Source organism: Lelliottia sp. SL45 (genome assembly GCF_026672535.1).
GTDB lineage: Bacteria > Pseudomonadota > Gammaproteobacteria > Enterobacterales > Enterobacteriaceae > Enterobacter > Enterobacter nimipressuralis.
The window spans coordinates 1,874,236-1,888,498 of the sequence record NZ_JAPPRH010000003.1; the positions used below are offsets into that span (position 1 = coordinate 1,874,236).

Here is a 14,263-nt window from a genome sequence, read left to right on the forward strand (position 1 = left end):
AAGAGACAATGAATCACTACACACGCTGGATTGAGCTAAAAGAACAAAACCCTGGCAAATACGCCCGCGACATCGCCGCCATGATGGGCATCAGCGAAGCCGAACTGACCTCCGCGCGCGTGGGCCACGACGCCTGGCGCCTGCACGGTGAAGTGCGTGAGATCCTCAGCGCGTTCGAAGCGGTAGGCGAAATCAAGTGCATTTGCCGCAACGAATACGCGGTACATGAGCAGATCGGCAGCTTTACCAATCAGCATCTCAGCGGCCACGCCGGGCTGGTGCTGAACCCAGGTGCGCTCGATCTGCGCCTGTTCCTGAATCAGTGGGCCTACGTGTTCCACATCAGCGAAGCCACCGCGCGCGCGGCGAGCGCCAGAGCATTCAGTTCTTTGACCATCAGGGCGATGCGCTACTGAAGGTCTACACCACCGACAACACCGATGTCTCTGCGTGGGGTGATGTTTTGACCCGTTTTATTTTTGCCGATAACCCGCCGCTGGCGCTGAAAGCCGCCGACGCAGTGGCTCACGCCGCTGAAGTGGACGGAAATACGGTGGACAGCGAATGGCGGGCGATGACCGACGTACATCAGTTCTTCAGCCTGCTGAAGCGCCATAACCTGAGCCGTCAGCAGGCGTTCCGCCTGGTCGGAGACGATCTGGCCTGCAAAGTGGATAACAGCGCACTGGGGCAACTGCTGGAAACTGCGCGTCAGGACGGCAACGAAATCATGGTCTTTGTCGGTAACCGTGGCTGCGTGCAGATCTTCACCGGCGCCGTGCAAAAACTGGTCCCGATGAAAGGCTGGCTGAACATCTTTAACCCGACCTTCACCCTGCATCTGCTGGAAGAGACCATCGCCGAGACCTGGGTCACGCGTAAACCGACCGCCGACGGGCACGTCACCAGTCTGGAGCTGTTTGCCGCAGATGGCACGCAAATCGCCCAGCTTTACGGCCAGCGCACCGAAGGCCAGCCGGAACAAACTCAGTGGCGCGCACAGATCGACGCGCTGGCGCCAAAAGGGCTGGCCGCATGAGAAAACTGCTTGCCCTGATTGTCGCGCTACCGCTGACGGCTTTTGCCGCAGCGCAGGAGAAAATTGTCTCGCTGGGCGGTGACGTGACGGAGATTGTCTACGCCCTGGGCGCAGAGTCATCGCTCGTCGCCCGCGACAGCACCAGCCAGTGGCCGCAACCGGCCACTGCGCTGCCGGACGTGGGCTATCTGCGTCAGCTGAACGCCGAAGGGATTCTGGCGATGCGCCCGACGCTGGTGCTGGCAAGTGCGCAGGCTCAGCCGTCGCTGGCGCTCAAACAGGTCGAGCAGAGCAACGTCCGGGTCGTCACTGTGCCGGGCAGTAACGATCTCAGCGTCATCGACGAAAAGGTGCGGGTGATTGCTGAAGCGACCCATCGCACTGAGCAGGGTGATGCTCTGCGTAAAAACCTGCGTCAGGCACTGGCGGCGCTGCCGTCGTCACCGCTTAATAAACGGGTGCTGTTCATCCTCAACCACGGCGGGATGACCGCCATGGCGGCGGGCCAGCAGACCGGCGCGGATGCGGCGATCCGCGCCGCCGGGTTGCAGAATGCGATGCAGGGTTTTGCGCGCTATCAACCGCTTTCGCAGGAGGGTGTAATTGCCAGCCAGCCGGATCTGGTGGTGATTTCGCAGGACGGCGTGAGCGCGATGGGTGGCGAAGACAATCTGTGGAAGCTGCCAGGTCTGGCGCAAACCCCGGCGGGCAAAAATAAGCAAGTGTTGCAGATTGACGATATGGCGCTGCTCGGGTTTAGCGTGCGCACGCCGCAGGCGATTCAGCAGCTGCGCGACAAAGCGGAGCAACTCCCCTGATGCCTCGCCGGATCACCCTCTCCCTGTGGGGACTGGCGTTGACGCTGGCGCTGATGACGCTGCTGGCAACCGGTTTTGGCGCGTTGCGCCTGCCGATCACCCTGCTGTGGAACGGCACCGATGACGCGCTACGCCAGATCTGGTTCACCATTCGCCTCCCCCGCGTGCTGCTGGCGCTGGTGATTGGCGGGTCGCTGGCGCTGGCAGGCTGTGTGATGCAGGGGCTGTTTCGTAACCCGCTCGCCGACCCCGGTCTGCTGGGTATCAGCAGTGGTGCGGCCTGCGCTGTGGCGCTGTGGGTGGTATTGCCCGTGACGCTGCCGGCGCTGCTGATGCTGTACGCTCCGATGCTGGCGGCGTTTCTCGGCGCGCTGGCGGCGACACTGGTCATTTTTCTGCTCAGCCAGCAGCGTGACAGCTCCCTGTCGCGGCTGCTGCTGGTAGGCATTGCCATCAACGCCCTGTGCGGTGCGGCGGTTGGCGTGTTGTCGTGGGTCAGCAATGATGCGCAGCTCCGCCAGTTGTCCCTGTGGGGGATGGGCAGTCTGGGGTCGGCGCAATGGTCGACGCTGCTGGCCGTCACCTCGCTGATGATCCCGACGGTGCTGATTATCTGGCGGTTAGCGGGTGCGCTGAATTTGCTGCAGCTGGGCGACGAAGAGGCGCACTACCTGGGGGTGGATGTCCGCGTGGTACAGCGTATTTTGCTGCTGTGTAGCGCGTTGCTGGTCGCCTCTGCGGTCTCCGTCAGCGGCGTAATCGGCTTTATCGGTCTGGTGGTTCCGCATCTGATGCGCATGTGGCTGGGATCGGATCATCGCGCGGTGATCCCCGGTTCGGTGCTGGCGGGCGCATTTTTACTGCTGATCGCCGACACTCTCGCCCGGACGGCCGTCGCCCCTGCGGAGATGCCGGTCGGCCTGCTGACCAGTCTCCTTGGCGCCCCCTGGTTCCTGTGGCTCATATTTCGTCGCGGAGGACAGCATGGCTGAACAATTTAGCGCGCGGGCACTGACTTACCGCACAGCAGAAAAGACCGTGATTCGTGAGGTCTCGCTCTCGCTGGAGCCGGGTGAACTGGTGGCGCTGATCGGCCCTAATGGCGCAGGGAAATCGACGCTGCTGCGTCTGCTGACCGGCTTTCTGAAACCCGCGTCGGGAGAGTGCGTGCTGAACGGGAGACCGCTGGCGGCCTGGAGTACGCAGACGCTGTCCCGCCATCGCGCGGTGATGCGCCAGCAGACCCAGCTGGGCTTCGACTGGCCGGTTGAAGCGGTCATCGGCATGGGACGTGCGCCCTGGACGCCGCAGCCGGAAGGCGCAGTGATCCATCAGGTGATGCAGATAACCGGCTGTCTGCCGCTGGCGGGAAGGCGTTACGCCTCCCTGTCGGGCGGTGAGCAGCAGCGGGTGCAACTTGCCCGCGCCCTGGCGCAGTTATGGTGCGACGGCGCGCCGCGCGGCTGGCTGTTTCTCGATGAACCGACTTCGGCGCTGGACCTTTATCACCAGCAGCATTTGCTGCGCCTGATGAAATCCTTAACCGCGCAGGGCGATCTGCACGTCTGCGTGGTGCTGCACGATCTCAATCTGGCCGCTCTGTGGGCCGACCGGATTGTGTTATTGCACGAAGGAGAGATTGTGTCGCAGGGGTCGCCGGAAAGCGTGTTGCGCGCCGGGGATCTGGCGCGCTGGTACGGGGCGCAGGTGCACGTGGGCCAGCATCCGGTGAATGCGGCCCCGCAGGTGTTTCTCGCGCCTTAGCTTGAACAACTCACTTCCAGCCGCTTGCCCCAGTCCGGTGGGCGGCTGACATAATCATCGCTGCGATCCGCAAACGGCGTGCGTAGGGCATCGTGCAGACGGTGCAGCTCTGCGTAATCCCCCTGCTCTGCTTGCTCAATCGCCCGCTGCGCCAGCCAGTTGCGCAGAACCATCGCCGGATTAACGGCTTTCATCTGCGCCTGACGGTCGTCGTCCTGAATTTCCTCGCGCTGCAAGCGCTCACGGTATGTGACAAACCAGCTGTCAAAGGCCGCTCTGTCGATAAACTCATCGCGCAGCGGCGAGGCGGCACTTTGCTGTTCCGTCTGACTCAGCATACGGAAAGTACGGGTGTAGTCGCTCCCCTCTCGGGCCATCAGCGCAAACAGCGCATTCAGAATATCGTTATCGCCCTTCTCCTGCGTCGTCAGCCCAAGCTTGCGGCGCATCAGCTTGCCGTATTCCTGCATCAGAACCTCCTGATAGAGATCCAGCGCATCGTTCAGGGCTTCCACATCAATAAACGGCGACAGAGACTGGGCGAGGCGCTGCAGATTCCACAGGCCTACCGCAGGCTGATTTTCAAAGCTGTAGCGCCCCTGATGATCTGAGTGATTGCAGATAAAATCTGGCTGATAGTCATCAAGGAAACCGTACGGGCCGTAATCCATGGTCAGGCCCAGGATCGACATGTTATCAGTGTTCATCACGCCGTGGGCAAAGCCGACGGTTTGCCAGCAGGCCATCAGCGACGCGGTGCGCGCCACGACATCACGGAACCACAGGATGTATTTGTCCGCGTCATCCTGCCACTGCGGCCAGTGATGACGAATGACAAAATCTGCCAGCTGGCGGACTTTTTCCGGCTCGCGGCGATAGTAATAGTGCTCGAAATGGCCGAAACGGACGTGGCTTTGCGCGATACGCATCAGCATCGCGCCCGGCTCGTAGGTTTCGCGGGCAATCTGCGTATCGCTGGTCACGATGGATAAGGCGCGCGTGGTGGGGATACCAAGCGCGTGCATCGCTTCTGAGGCGAGACTTTCGCGGATCGTCGAGCGCAGCACCGCGCGTCCGTCGCCCATGCGGGAATACGGCGTCAGCCCGGCCCCTTTCAGGTGCCAGTCGACGGTCTGGCCGTTCGCAAGTTGCTGTTCACCCAGCAGAATGCCGCGACCGTCGCCGAGCTGACCGGCCCAGACGCCAAACTGATGACCGCTGTAGACCTGTGCCAAAGGCTGCATGCCCGGAAGCAGCGCCTCGCCGCCCCAGACGCCAGCGCCAGTCGCGGGCTGGAATAGCGACGGCGGAATGCCTAACTCGCTGGCAAGGCTGTCGTTGTGCCAGATGAGCCGGGCGTTGGTCAGCGGCGTTGGATTAAGTGCGGTGTAGTAATCTGGCAGTTCATCGTGCCAGTGATCAGTAAAAGACAGGGTCATAAGTCCTCCTGCCTCTAGTGTAGAGGGTTTACCCGTGCTTAAACACGGGCGAATGGCAGGGTTATCGTTGAACGAGCGTGGTGACCTGACTCGCGGGGACTGCAGACCACAAATTCCCCTGCATGGCACTAAAACGGAAAGGCATCACCCGTCGCAGGACCTCTTCATCATCCACTCCCGCGATCATCACCGACAGGCAGTACGGCGAGATTTGTGCAAGGATCGCGCGCATAAAGGGCTCAAAGGAAAACTCCGCGACACGCTGCTGGATAAACCCTTTATCCAGCGCAACACGGGTAAACAGCCCGTCAAAAATGGCTTTATTCGACGCGGCACCGGCGCCGTAGTCGGCCAGCACCATCGGGAAATGGATCGCCATTCTCGCCAGCATAAGATCATCTTTGCCGTTATTTAAACCGGGATAATTCTCATTAACCGTGAACTCAAGAAAAGGATAACGATCTAATATTGCCCCGGCATTTCTGTCCGTTAAAAGATACTCACTAATGACCGGCGTAATATTTATCCATGCAATAAGCTGATGCTGCACAAAAAAAAGTTTGCAGGAATCCAGCAGATCGAGTTTCTCTTTAAACAGCGTTAACTCGTCTTCTGCAGTGAGATGAGGCTTCACCAGCTCAGTGGGGATGCGGACGTCAGACCCCACGCTAACAAAGTTAGCCAGGATCTCTAAACCCTGTAACTCCCCTGCGATATTGCGCGCCGGGAGTAATAACAGTTCAGATTGATAAGGATTATTCAGGGTGACAATCATAGAGCCTGCCCCGCGTTAACGACGATATCTTGCATCCTGGAGCAACGGCTAAAACAATTCAACTTTATTGATTTTAATAGAGTTAATTTCATTCTTTCCTTTTATATTTTAAGATTTTTCCCTCAATCTAAAAATAATCTTATCCTGGATATCAAATAATATCCAGTATTCACGAATACAGGGACTTACAGAATTAATTAATGTTACGTAATGTATCAAAAGTGCAATGAGTCAGAAAACAGCGCGACTTAACCAAAATCGCGCTTAAGAAAGAAGAGAGTGCGGCTATATACGGCGCGCCTGCCAGAAGTTTTTCCGCCAGTAAACGTTATCTAAGGAAGACCTCATCACACCGCGACTGGTCGAGGCGTGAATAAACTGGTTGTCGGTATCATAAATGCCAACATGTAAGCCACTTTCTCCCGACCCCGTTTTAAAGAATACCAGGTCACCGGGAAGCAGATCGTCTTTGTCTATTTCAGTGCCAATTTTGGCCTGCGTGCGTGTATCGCGCGGGAGTTGCAGATCGAATTTATCGCGGAATGTCATCAGCACAAAGCCAGAGCAATCCACCCCGCCCCGGCTCATGCCGCCATAGCGATAGGGTGTCCCGCGCCAGTTTTGCAACTGATCGTTCAGGTTGGCTATCACGGTTATTGAATCCGATAACCGCGGATTAGGGGGGGGCGCACGATGGCTACTGCATCCTGCAAGTAATAACATGCCCACGATCAGAAACCAGAATCGCATTTCCAGACGAATCCTCTGCTTTTTTTGTCCTTTCCGTAATTTAGCCTGTGATTACACAACCTTGCAAGAAACGCTTATTCCTGGACGGTAGAAATCAACATTCTGTGCCCTTCGATGTCCAGCCGCCGGAAAGGCATCCCGTATGCCGTCGCCAGATTGGGCGGTGTGAGCACGGTGTCACGCGGGCCGCTGGCGAGCAGTTTTCCGCGCGCCAAAAGCCACACGCGATGGGCGTGACGCAGCGTATGGTTCAGGTCATGGCTGCTCATCACCACGGCAATGCCCTTGCCAGACAGCAGGCTGAGCTGCTTATCCAGCGCCGCCTGCTGGGCGACGTCCAGACTGCTCATCGGCTCATCCAGCAGCAGCAGACTACCGTGTGGGTTTGCCGCCGGATGGATTTGCAGGATCACCGCCGCAAGCCGCACGCGCTGCCACTCCCCGCCAGAAAGCTGGTTGACGTTGCGCGTAAGCTTATCAGTCAGCCCAAGCGCCCCGGTGAGGTCATCGAGAAGTGATGACGAGGATTTATCATGCTGATGCAGCGCCAGATAGTGCCAGACAGGCATGGCGAAGGGCGGCATTTGCTGTTGCACCAGATAACTGCGCCGGTGCGCCAGCGACACAGGCGACCATTCATGAAGAGAATGCCCGTGTAAAATGATATCGCCCTCGCCGGACGTCAGCCCGGCCATCCGCGCGAGCAATGTGCTTTTCCCGGCACCGTTTGGCCCCACGAGATGCACGATCTCACCCGCGTGGATTTCCGCGCTGACCGGTTCCAGTCTTCCCTTCTCCGCGACGCCCGCGAGCTGCATCAGCTGAGTCATTACTTCGCCAGCGCCAGTTTGATGGACTCCATCACGATCGGATCTTCCGGCGTCATATCCGGTGCGAAGCGCTGCACCACCTGACCATCGCGGCCAATCAGGAATTTTTCGAAGTTCCACAAGATATCGTCTGGATAGAGCGGCGCACGCCCTTTGCTCGCCATCCGCTCGTAGAAACCGCTGCCTTCCGGCGCGACGGCAGCAGGCGCTGCGGCGACCAGTTTTTCATACAGCGGATGGCGGTTTTCGCCGTTGACGTCGATTTTGCTGAACATCGGGAACGTCACGCCATAAGTGGTGCTGCAAAAGGTTTTGATCTCGTCTTCGCTGCCCGGCTCCTGGCCCAGGAACTGGTTGCAGGGGAATCCGAGGACCACAAATCCGTCTTTTTCCCAGGCTTTCTGGATGTTCTCCAGCTGTTCGTACTGCGGCGTCAGACCACATTTCGAGGCGACGTTGACCACCAGCAGAACCTTACCTTTGTAACTTTCAAGCGTGGTGTTCTCGCCATCAATGGTTGTGACTTCGGTATTCAAAATATCGTACTGCATAGCGTCCCCTTAGATTGTCTTACGGTTGGGCGGATCTAACGTCCGGCCTTTAATAGTAGCCAGATAAATATGGGCGCGCCCAGTGTTGCGGTCACGACCCCAATCGGCAGCTCGGCGGCACTCATGGCCAGACGGGCAATAATATCGGCAATCAGCAGCGTTGCCGCGCCTGCAATGGCGGCGGCGGGCAGTAAAGTACGATGATCGGTAATCCCACCGAGGCGCAGCATATGGGGAATCACCAGGCCAATAAAACCTATGGCCCCGGCCAGCGCGACGCTGACACCAACCATCCAGCCGATAGCGACCACCAGCACATTGCGCCACAGGCCGATCGACAGGCCCAGCTGGCGGGCAGAGATCTCACCCAGCGCCAGCATGTTTAGCGGTTTCGCCTGGAAAGCGGCCCACAGAATCGCCGGCATCAGTATCGCCATCAGCCAGCCCTGCCGCCAGTCCACGCCGCCAAAACCGCCCATCATCCAGTACATCAGCTGGCGCAGGTCGAATGAGGTGGAGAAATAGACCGCCCAGGTCATTAAGGCGCTGCAGATAATCCCCAGCGCGACGCCGGCCAGCAGCAGACGGCTGGTCGATAAATGCCGTCTGGCGAAGCGCAGTAAAATCACGGTGATAAGCAGCGCACCGGCGATGGCGCTAAGGCTCACGCCCCAGCCAGAAAGGCTTCCACTGCCCAGCATCGTCGCGGCGATAAGGCCGACGCCTGCGCCATTGGAGACGCCGAGCAGCCCCGGTTCCGCCAGTGGGTTTTCAAATAAGGCCTGCATGATGGTGCCACACAGCCCCAGCGCCGCACCGACCAGCACGACAGCTACTGTGCGCGGCAGGCGAATTTGCCAGACAAACAGTTTGCCCTGATCGCTCAACCAGTGTTCTGGCCCGATCCACTGCTCTCCGGCGCACAGACTCACGGCAAAAATGGCGAGCAGAATTGTCATCAGTGCCAGCAGCCAGCGCAGATCGGAACGGTGTTGTTGACGGGCAAAATCGAGCATGGGTTCGGTTTTCGTGTGAGTGATGATGTTGATTTTACGGTGGGTATGCCTTCGCGCAAAGAAAAAAGGCCGCGATTGCGGCCTTTTTGGGTTAGTTCATATTACTCTGCTTTGGGCGTTGCGTTTTCGACACGGCTTTTTAACTTCTGGCCGGGTCTGAAGGTCACCACGCGGCGGGCTGTAATGGGAATATCTTCCCCCGTCTTCGGGTTACGACCCGGACGTTGGTTTTTGTCTCGCAAATCAAAATTGCCAAAACCGGAGAGTTTTACCTGCTCACCATTTTCCAGAGCACGACGGATCTCTTCGAAAAATAGCTCTACCAGCTCTTTGGCATCCCGTTTGCTAAGCCCAAGCTTATCAAACAGATATTCTGACATTTCAGCTTTTGTAAGCGCCATAGGTTCAATCCCTCAATGATGCCTGGAATCGCTCTTTTAATGCCTCTACACATCTGGCAACGGTAGCGGCAATCTCCTCTTCTTCGAGTGTACGGCTGGTATCCTGAAGGATAAGGCTAATAGCAAGGCTCTTAGAACCTTCTGCTACGCCCTTGCCGCGGTACACGTCAAATAAGTTTACGCCAACTACCTGATTTACGCCAACTTTCTTACATTCGGCCAAAATATCTGCTGCGGGCACATTTTCAGCGACCACAACGGCGATATCGCGGCGATTCGCCGGGAAGCGCGAAACGTCCTGAGCCTGAGGAACCACGCGGTCTGCGACCTTATTCCACTCCAGCTCAAACACCATGGTGCGGCCATTCAAGTCGAGTTTGCGTTCCAGCTCAGGATGAACAACACCAACGAAACCAACGCGTTCACCGTGTAAATAAATGGCAGCGCTCTGGCCCGGATGCAGGGCTGGAATGGCTTCTGCGCGGAACTCAATTTCAGAAAGTTTACCGGTCAGTTCGAGAACTGACTCCAGATCGCCTTTCACATCGTAGTAATCAACGCTGTTTTTGGTCAGATCCCAGTGCTCTTCATAGCGGTTGCCGCAGATAGCGCCAGCCAGCATCAGATCCTGACGGATACCAAGATTTGCCTGGGTATCAGGCACAAAGCGCAGACCAGTTTCGAAGATGCGCACGCGGCTCTGCTGACGATTCTGGTTATACACGATGGTGCCAAGCAGACCGGTCCACAGGGAGAGGCGCATCGCGGACATTTCGCTGGAGATCGGGCTTGGCAGGATCAGGGCTTCCTGGCCTGGGTGGATCAGCTGCTGCAGTTTCGGATCCACGAAGCTGTAGGTGATCACTTCCTGATAGCCTTTGTCATTCAGCATGGTTTTCACACGCTTCAGGGACAGATTGGCTTCGCGATGGGTGCCCATCATCAGGCCGGCCTGTACAGGCTCGTCAGGGATGTTGTTGTAGCCGTAAATACGAGCCACTTCTTCCACCAGGTCTTCTTCGATTTCCATATCGAAACGCCAGCTTGGTGCAACGGCCTGCCACTGGTCCTGGCCTTCGGTAACCTCACAGCCCAGACGGCGCAGGATATCGCTCACCTGCGCATCCGCAATGTGATGGCCAATCAGACGATCCAGCTTGCTACGACGCAGCGTGATGGTCGCACGCTGAGGCAGCGCAGACTCATTGGTCACATCAATCACTGGACCTGCTTCACCGCCGCAGATATCGATCAGCAGGCGAGTGGCACGTTCCATCGCTTTGTACTGCAGTGCCGGATCAACACCGCGCTCGTAGCGGTGAGAGGCATCAGTATGCAGACCGTGGCGACGCGCGCGGCCGGTAATGGACAGCGGGCTGAAGAATGCACACTCCAGCAGAACATTTTGCGTGTCGTCGTTAACGCCTGAGTGCTCGCCACCGAAGATGCCGCCCATAGCCAGCGCTTTGGTGTGGTCAGCAATGACCAGCGTATCGGCATTCAGTTTGGCTTCGCTGCCGTCCAGCAGAACCAGCGTTTCACCCTCTTTCGCCATACGCACGACGATCCCGCCTTCGATACGATCTTTATCGAAGGCGTGCATCGGCTGGCCGAGTTCAAGCAGAACGTAGTTAGTCACGTCAACCACCGCATCGATAGAACGAATTCCGCAGCGACGCAGTTTTTCTTTCATCCACAGCGGGGTTGGCGCTTTGACGTTGATGCCTTTAACCACACGACCAAGGTAGCGCGGGCAGGCGTCAGCGGCTTCGACCTGAATCGGCAGCGTGTCGGTAATGGTTGCCGCAACGGGTGCGATCTCCGGCACGTTCAGTTCGGTCTGGTTCAGCACCGCAACGTCGCGCGCCACGCCGATAATCCCTAAGCAATCGGCACGGTTTGGCGTCACGCTGATTTCAATGGTGTTGTCATCCAGCTTCAGGTATTCGCGGATGTCAGTGCCAATCGGCGCATCAACGGGCAGTTCGATAATGCCGTTGTGATCGTCGGAAATACCCAGCTCGGAGAACGAGCACAGCATGCCTTCTGACGGCTCGCCGCGCAGTTTGGCTGCTTTAATTTTGAAATCGCCCGGCAGAACCGCGCCGACAGTGGCGACAGCCACTTTCAGACCTTGTCGGCAGTTTGGTGCGCCGCAGACGATATCGAGCAGACGCTCGCCGCCAACGTTCACTTTTGTCACGCGCAGTTTGTCGGCGTTCGGGTGCTGGCCGCACTCGACCACTTCACCGACAACCACGCCATTGAATGCGCCGGAAACCGGCTCAACGCCGTCCACTTCAAGGCCAGCCATGGTGATTTGGTTAGAGAGCGCTTCGCTGTCGAGCGTGGTGTTCACCCATTCGCGTAACCACAGTTCACTGAATTTCATTGTTCTGTCCTGCCCTTATTTAAACTGTTTGAGGAAACGCAGATCGTTTTCGAAGAATGCGCGCAAATCGGTCACGCCGTAACGCAGCATGGTCAGACGCTCCATGCCCATACCGAAGGCGAAGCCGGAATAGACTTCCGGATCGATACCGACATTACGCAGGACGTTTGGATGGACCATGCCGCAGCCAAGCACTTCGAGCCATTTGCCGTTTTTACCCATCACGTCCACTTCAGCAGAAGGTTCGGTGAACGGGAAGTAGGACGGACGGAAACGAATCTGCAGATCTTCTTCAAAGAAGTTACGCAGGAAGTCGTGCAGCGTGCCTTTCAGGTTGGTAAAGCTGATGTTCTTATCAACGATCAAGCCTTCCATCTGATGGAACATCGGGGTGTGCGTCTGGTCGTAATCGTTACGATAGACGCGGCCCGGCGCGATAATGCGGATCGGCGGCTCTTGCTCTTTCATCGTGCGGATCTGCACGCCAGAGGTCTGGGTGCGCAGCAGACGGGTGGCATCAAACCAGAAAGTGTCGTGGTCAGCACGTGCCGGATGATGGCCAGGAATATTCAGGGCATCGAAGTTATGGTAGTCATCTTCGATTTCCGGGCCAGTCGCCACGGTAAAGCCGAGCTCACCGAAGAAACTTTCAATGCGGTCGATGGTGCGCGTGACCGGGTGCAGACCGCCATTCTCAATGCGACGACCCGGCAGGGAGACGTCAATGGTCTCTTCGGCCAGACGGGCATTCAGCGCGGCGCTTTCTAAATCGTATTTGCGCGCATTCAGTGCCTGTTGAACCTGCTCTTTGGCTTCGTTAATCACCGCACCCGCTGCCGGGCGCTCTTCTGGCGGCAATTCACGCAGGGTGGTCATTTGCAGGGTCAGATGCCCTTTCTTGCCCAGATATTCGACGCGGACATTGTCTAATGCGGCAACATCTGAGGCCTGATTAATGGCTGCCGTTGCACTGGCAACCAGCTCTGCGAGATGTGACATGGTTTTCCTCGTTATGTGGCGATATTCATAAGCGGTAGAAACAAAAAAAGCCTCCATCAGGAGGCTTTCTGGCGCTGTTTTTCGTTTCATCTTTCACGCGCAAGCCCCCTGAATTCAGGTGCTAAAGTAAAAGAAGAAGCGGAAAATAGCAGCATTCATGCTTGCGTTACCTTATGTGTTCATTCATCCCGAAGGGGGGGGAAATGAAAGAGGGAGCAAAGCCCCCTCTCTCAACTGGCTTATGCCAGTGCTGCTTTCGCTTTTTCGACCAGAGCGGTGAACGCTAATTTGTCGAATACTGCGATGTCAGCCAGGATCTTACGGTCGATTTCAACAGAGGCTTTTTTCAGGCCGTTGATGAATTTGCTGTAAGAAATACCGTTCTGACGTGCTGCTGCGTTGATACGCGCAATCCACAGTTGACGGAACTGACGCTTACGTTGACGACGGTCACGGTAAGCATACTGACCAGCTTTGATAACAGCCTGGAAGGCAACGCGGTATACGCGAGAACGCGCACCGTAGTAGCCTTTAGCTTGTTTCAAAATTTTCTTGTGACGTGCACGGGCAACTACACCACGTTTTACGCGAGCCATATGTGCTCTCCTGTATCTATTCTAAGTTAAAAAAGGTTAATAAACGTTTACGACTTATGCGTACGGCAGGCACGCGATTACCAGGCCCAGATCGCCTTTGGAAACCATGGCTTTAGGACGCAGGTGACGTTTACGCTTGGTAGCTTTTTTAGTCAGAATGTGACGCAGGTTAGCGTGCTTGTGCTTAAAACCACCTTTACCGGTTTTTTTGAAGCGCTTAGCAGCACCGCGTACGGTCTTAATTTTTGGCATTTTAATAACTTCCACTTCGCATTGTTAATAAACGAAACATAGGCGAACAAAACCTGCGAAGCCCGTAGGCTCCACAGGAATTGCTACTTGAAGGCCTTACTGTTTCTTCTTAGGAGCGAGCACCATGATCATCTGGCGGCCTTCGATCTTCGATGGGAAGGATTCGACCACTGCCAGTTCACTCAGATCGTCACGGACGCGATTAAGCACTTCCATACCGATCTGCTGGTGAGCCATCTCACGACCGCGGAAACGCAGCGTGATCTTAGCTTTATCACCCTCTTCCAGAAAGCGTACCAGGCTGCGGAGTTTTACCTGGTAATCGCCATCGTCGGTGCCAGGTCGGAATTTAATTTCCTTAACCTGAATAACTTTTTGCTTTTTCTTCTGTTCCTTAGAAGACTTGCTCTTTTCATAGAGGAATTTGCCGTAATCCATGATACGACAAACTGGCGGCTCGGCGTTAGGGCTGATTTCGACCAAGTCTACTCCGGATTCTTCAGCTTTTTCCAGAGCTTCTCTCAGACTCACAATACCAAGCTGCTCGCCTTCCAGACCTGTTAAGCGAACTTCTTGCGCGCGAATTTCGCTGTTGATACGATTCGGGCGCGCCGTTTGAACTCGTTTTCCGCCTTTAATAC

The 14,263-nt window shown here is 56.7% G+C and carries 16 protein-coding genes, 1 pseudogene and 1 other annotated feature; of the genes and pseudogenes, 4 read left to right on the forward strand and 13 right to left on the reverse strand.

Translation table 11 applies throughout. The features are described from left to right. The first annotated feature begins 8 nt into the window (after window positions 1-8). The 4 genes and pseudogenes from OVA10_RS15095 to OVA10_RS15110 all read left to right on the forward strand — a co-directional run bounded on the left by OVA10_RS15095 (window position 9) and on the right by OVA10_RS15110 (window position 3,621). A pseudogene (locus OVA10_RS15095) lies at window positions 9-1,039 on the forward strand (hemin-degrading factor). After that, window positions 1,036-1,857 (forward strand): heme/hemin ABC transporter substrate-binding protein, encoded by an 822-nt coding sequence (locus tag OVA10_RS15100; protein WP_268196247.1) that lies wholly within the window; start codon window positions 1,036-1,038, stop codon window positions 1,855-1,857. Before OVA10_RS15095 ends, OVA10_RS15100 begins: the two are co-directional and overlap by 4 nt. Continuing rightward, window positions 1,857-2,849 carry a FecCD family ABC transporter permease gene (locus OVA10_RS15105; protein WP_268196248.1) on the forward strand — a complete coding sequence of 331 codons (993 nt, stop codon included), beginning with the start codon at window positions 1,857-1,859 and terminating at the stop codon, window positions 2,847-2,849. The genes OVA10_RS15100 and OVA10_RS15105 overlap by 1 nt, the downstream gene beginning before the upstream one ends. Further along, entirely contained in the window at window positions 2,842-3,621 is a 780-nt protein-coding gene (locus tag OVA10_RS15110; RefSeq protein WP_268196249.1) for a heme ABC transporter ATP-binding protein, read from the forward strand. The genes OVA10_RS15105 and OVA10_RS15110 overlap by 8 nt, the downstream gene beginning before the upstream one ends. On the opposite strand, the gene selO is transcribed toward OVA10_RS15110, so the two are convergent. The 13 genes from selO to infC all read right to left on the reverse strand — a co-directional run bounded on the left by selO (window position 3,618) and on the right by infC (window position 14,261). Continuing rightward, a complete protein-coding gene (gene selO / locus OVA10_RS15115) occupies window positions 3,618-5,060 on the reverse strand; it encodes a protein adenylyltransferase SelO (protein ID WP_268196250.1) in 1,443 nt (480 codons plus the stop codon). The two genes, OVA10_RS15110 and selO, sit on opposite strands and share 4 nt — an antisense overlap. A gap of 61 nt (window positions 5,061-5,121) precedes the next feature. Continuing rightward, the gene (locus OVA10_RS15120; protein WP_100780470.1) at window positions 5,122-5,835 is read right to left on the reverse strand and encodes an EAL domain-containing protein; all 714 of its coding nucleotides are present in this window, start codon (window positions 5,833-5,835) and stop codon (window positions 5,122-5,124) included. Between the two features lie 285 nt (window positions 5,836-6,120). Then, a complete protein-coding gene (locus tag OVA10_RS15125; protein WP_100780471.1) occupies window positions 6,121-6,585 on the reverse strand; it encodes a C40 family peptidase in 465 nt (154 codons plus the stop codon). Between the two features lie 74 nt (window positions 6,586-6,659). Beyond that, window positions 6,660-7,415, reverse strand: coding sequence for a vitamin B12 ABC transporter ATP-binding protein BtuD (gene btuD, locus OVA10_RS15130; RefSeq protein WP_268196251.1), 756 nt, complete (start codon window positions 7,413-7,415; stop codon window positions 6,660-6,662). Then, window positions 7,415-7,966, reverse strand: a complete 552-nt coding sequence (locus tag OVA10_RS15135; RefSeq protein ID WP_100780473.1) for a glutathione peroxidase — start codon at window positions 7,964-7,966, stop codon at window positions 7,415-7,417. Before OVA10_RS15135 ends, btuD begins: the two co-directional genes overlap by 1 nt. Window positions 7,967-8,001: 35 nt before the next feature. Continuing rightward, window positions 8,002-8,982, reverse strand: a complete 981-nt coding sequence (btuC, locus tag OVA10_RS15140; protein WP_268196252.1) for a vitamin B12 ABC transporter permease BtuC — start codon at window positions 8,980-8,982, stop codon at window positions 8,002-8,004. Window positions 8,983-9,083: 101 nt separating this feature from the next. Further along, the gene (ihfA, locus tag OVA10_RS15145; protein WP_003857805.1) at window positions 9,084-9,383 is read right to left on the reverse strand and encodes an integration host factor subunit alpha; all 300 of its coding nucleotides are present in this window, start codon (window positions 9,381-9,383) and stop codon (window positions 9,084-9,086) included. A gap of 4 nt (window positions 9,384-9,387) precedes the next feature. After that, on the reverse strand, window positions 9,388-11,775 hold the full coding sequence (gene pheT, locus OVA10_RS15150; protein WP_123429046.1) for a phenylalanine--tRNA ligase subunit beta: 2,388 nt from the start codon (window positions 11,773-11,775) through the stop codon (window positions 9,388-9,390). A 15-nt stretch (window positions 11,776-11,790) separates the two neighbouring features. Continuing rightward, window positions 11,791-12,774 (reverse strand): phenylalanine--tRNA ligase subunit alpha, encoded by a 984-nt coding sequence (gene pheS, locus OVA10_RS15155; protein ID WP_100780476.1) that lies wholly within the window; start codon window positions 12,772-12,774, stop codon window positions 11,791-11,793. A 40-nt stretch (window positions 12,775-12,814) separates the two neighbouring features. After that, window positions 12,815-12,938 (reverse strand) — a sequence feature (Phe leader region). Continuing rightward, complete coding sequence (pheM, locus tag OVA10_RS15160) at window positions 12,889-12,933, reverse strand: pheST operon leader peptide PheM (RefSeq protein WP_001386830.1); 45 nt, start codon at window positions 12,931-12,933, stop codon at window positions 12,889-12,891. Its footprint overlaps the feature before it by 45 nt. A 75-nt stretch (window positions 12,939-13,013) precedes the next feature. Further along, the gene (gene rplT / locus OVA10_RS15165; RefSeq protein ID WP_012017122.1) at window positions 13,014-13,370 is read right to left on the reverse strand and encodes a 50S ribosomal protein L20; all 357 of its coding nucleotides are present in this window, start codon (window positions 13,368-13,370) and stop codon (window positions 13,014-13,016) included. Window positions 13,371-13,424: 54 nt separating this feature from the next. Beyond that, on the reverse strand, window positions 13,425-13,622 hold the full coding sequence (gene rpmI / locus OVA10_RS15170) for a 50S ribosomal protein L35 (RefSeq protein WP_001124225.1): 198 nt from the start codon (window positions 13,620-13,622) through the stop codon (window positions 13,425-13,427). 96 nt (window positions 13,623-13,718) lie between these two features. Then, on the reverse strand, window positions 13,719-14,261 hold the full coding sequence (gene infC, locus OVA10_RS15175) for a translation initiation factor IF-3 (RefSeq protein WP_071818735.1): 543 nt from the start codon (window positions 14,259-14,261) through the stop codon (window positions 13,719-13,721). Between the last annotated feature and the right edge of the window lie 2 nt (window positions 14,262-14,263).

What these genes read in the sequence shown, in the direction of transcription:
- OVA10_RS15100 (WP_268196247.1), top strand. Translation starts at nt 1,036, where the DNA reads ATGAGAAAACTGCTTGCCCTGATTGTCGCGCTACCGCTGACGGCTTTT.
- OVA10_RS15105 (WP_268196248.1), top strand. Translation starts at nt 1,857, where the DNA reads ATGCCTCGCCGGATCACCCTCTCCCTGTGGGGACTGGCGTTGACGCTG.
- OVA10_RS15110 (WP_268196249.1), top strand. Translation starts at nt 2,842, where the DNA reads ATGGCTGAACAATTTAGCGCGCGGGCACTGACTTACCGCACAGCAGAA.
- selO (WP_268196250.1), bottom strand. Translation starts at nt 5,060, where the DNA reads ATGACCCTGTCTTTTACTGATCACTGGCACGATGAACTGCCAGATTAC.
- OVA10_RS15120 (WP_100780470.1), bottom strand. Translation starts at nt 5,835, where the DNA reads ATGATTGTCACCCTGAATAATCCTTATCAATCTGAACTGTTATTACTC.
- OVA10_RS15125 (WP_100780471.1), bottom strand. Translation starts at nt 6,585, where the DNA reads ATGCGATTCTGGTTTCTGATCGTGGGCATGTTATTACTTGCAGGATGC.
- btuD (WP_268196251.1), bottom strand. Translation starts at nt 7,415, where the DNA reads ATGACTCAGCTGATGCAGCTCGCGGGCGTCGCGGAGAAGGGAAGACTG.
- OVA10_RS15135 (WP_100780473.1), bottom strand. Translation starts at nt 7,966, where the DNA reads ATGCAGTACGATATTTTGAATACCGAAGTCACAACCATTGATGGCGAG.
- btuC (WP_268196252.1), bottom strand. Translation starts at nt 8,982, where the DNA reads ATGCTCGATTTTGCCCGTCAACAACACCGTTCCGATCTGCGCTGGCTG.
- ihfA (WP_003857805.1), bottom strand. Translation starts at nt 9,383, where the DNA reads ATGGCGCTTACAAAAGCTGAAATGTCAGAATATCTGTTTGATAAGCTT.
- pheT (WP_123429046.1), bottom strand. Translation starts at nt 11,775, where the DNA reads ATGAAATTCAGTGAACTGTGGTTACGCGAATGGGTGAACACCACGCTC.
- pheS (WP_100780476.1), bottom strand. Translation starts at nt 12,774, where the DNA reads ATGTCACATCTCGCAGAGCTGGTTGCCAGTGCAACGGCAGCCATTAAT.
- rplT (WP_012017122.1), bottom strand. Translation starts at nt 13,370, where the DNA reads ATGGCTCGCGTAAAACGTGGTGTAGTTGCCCGTGCACGTCACAAGAAA.
- rpmI (WP_001124225.1), bottom strand. Translation starts at nt 13,622, where the DNA reads ATGCCAAAAATTAAGACCGTACGCGGTGCTGCTAAGCGCTTCAAAAAA.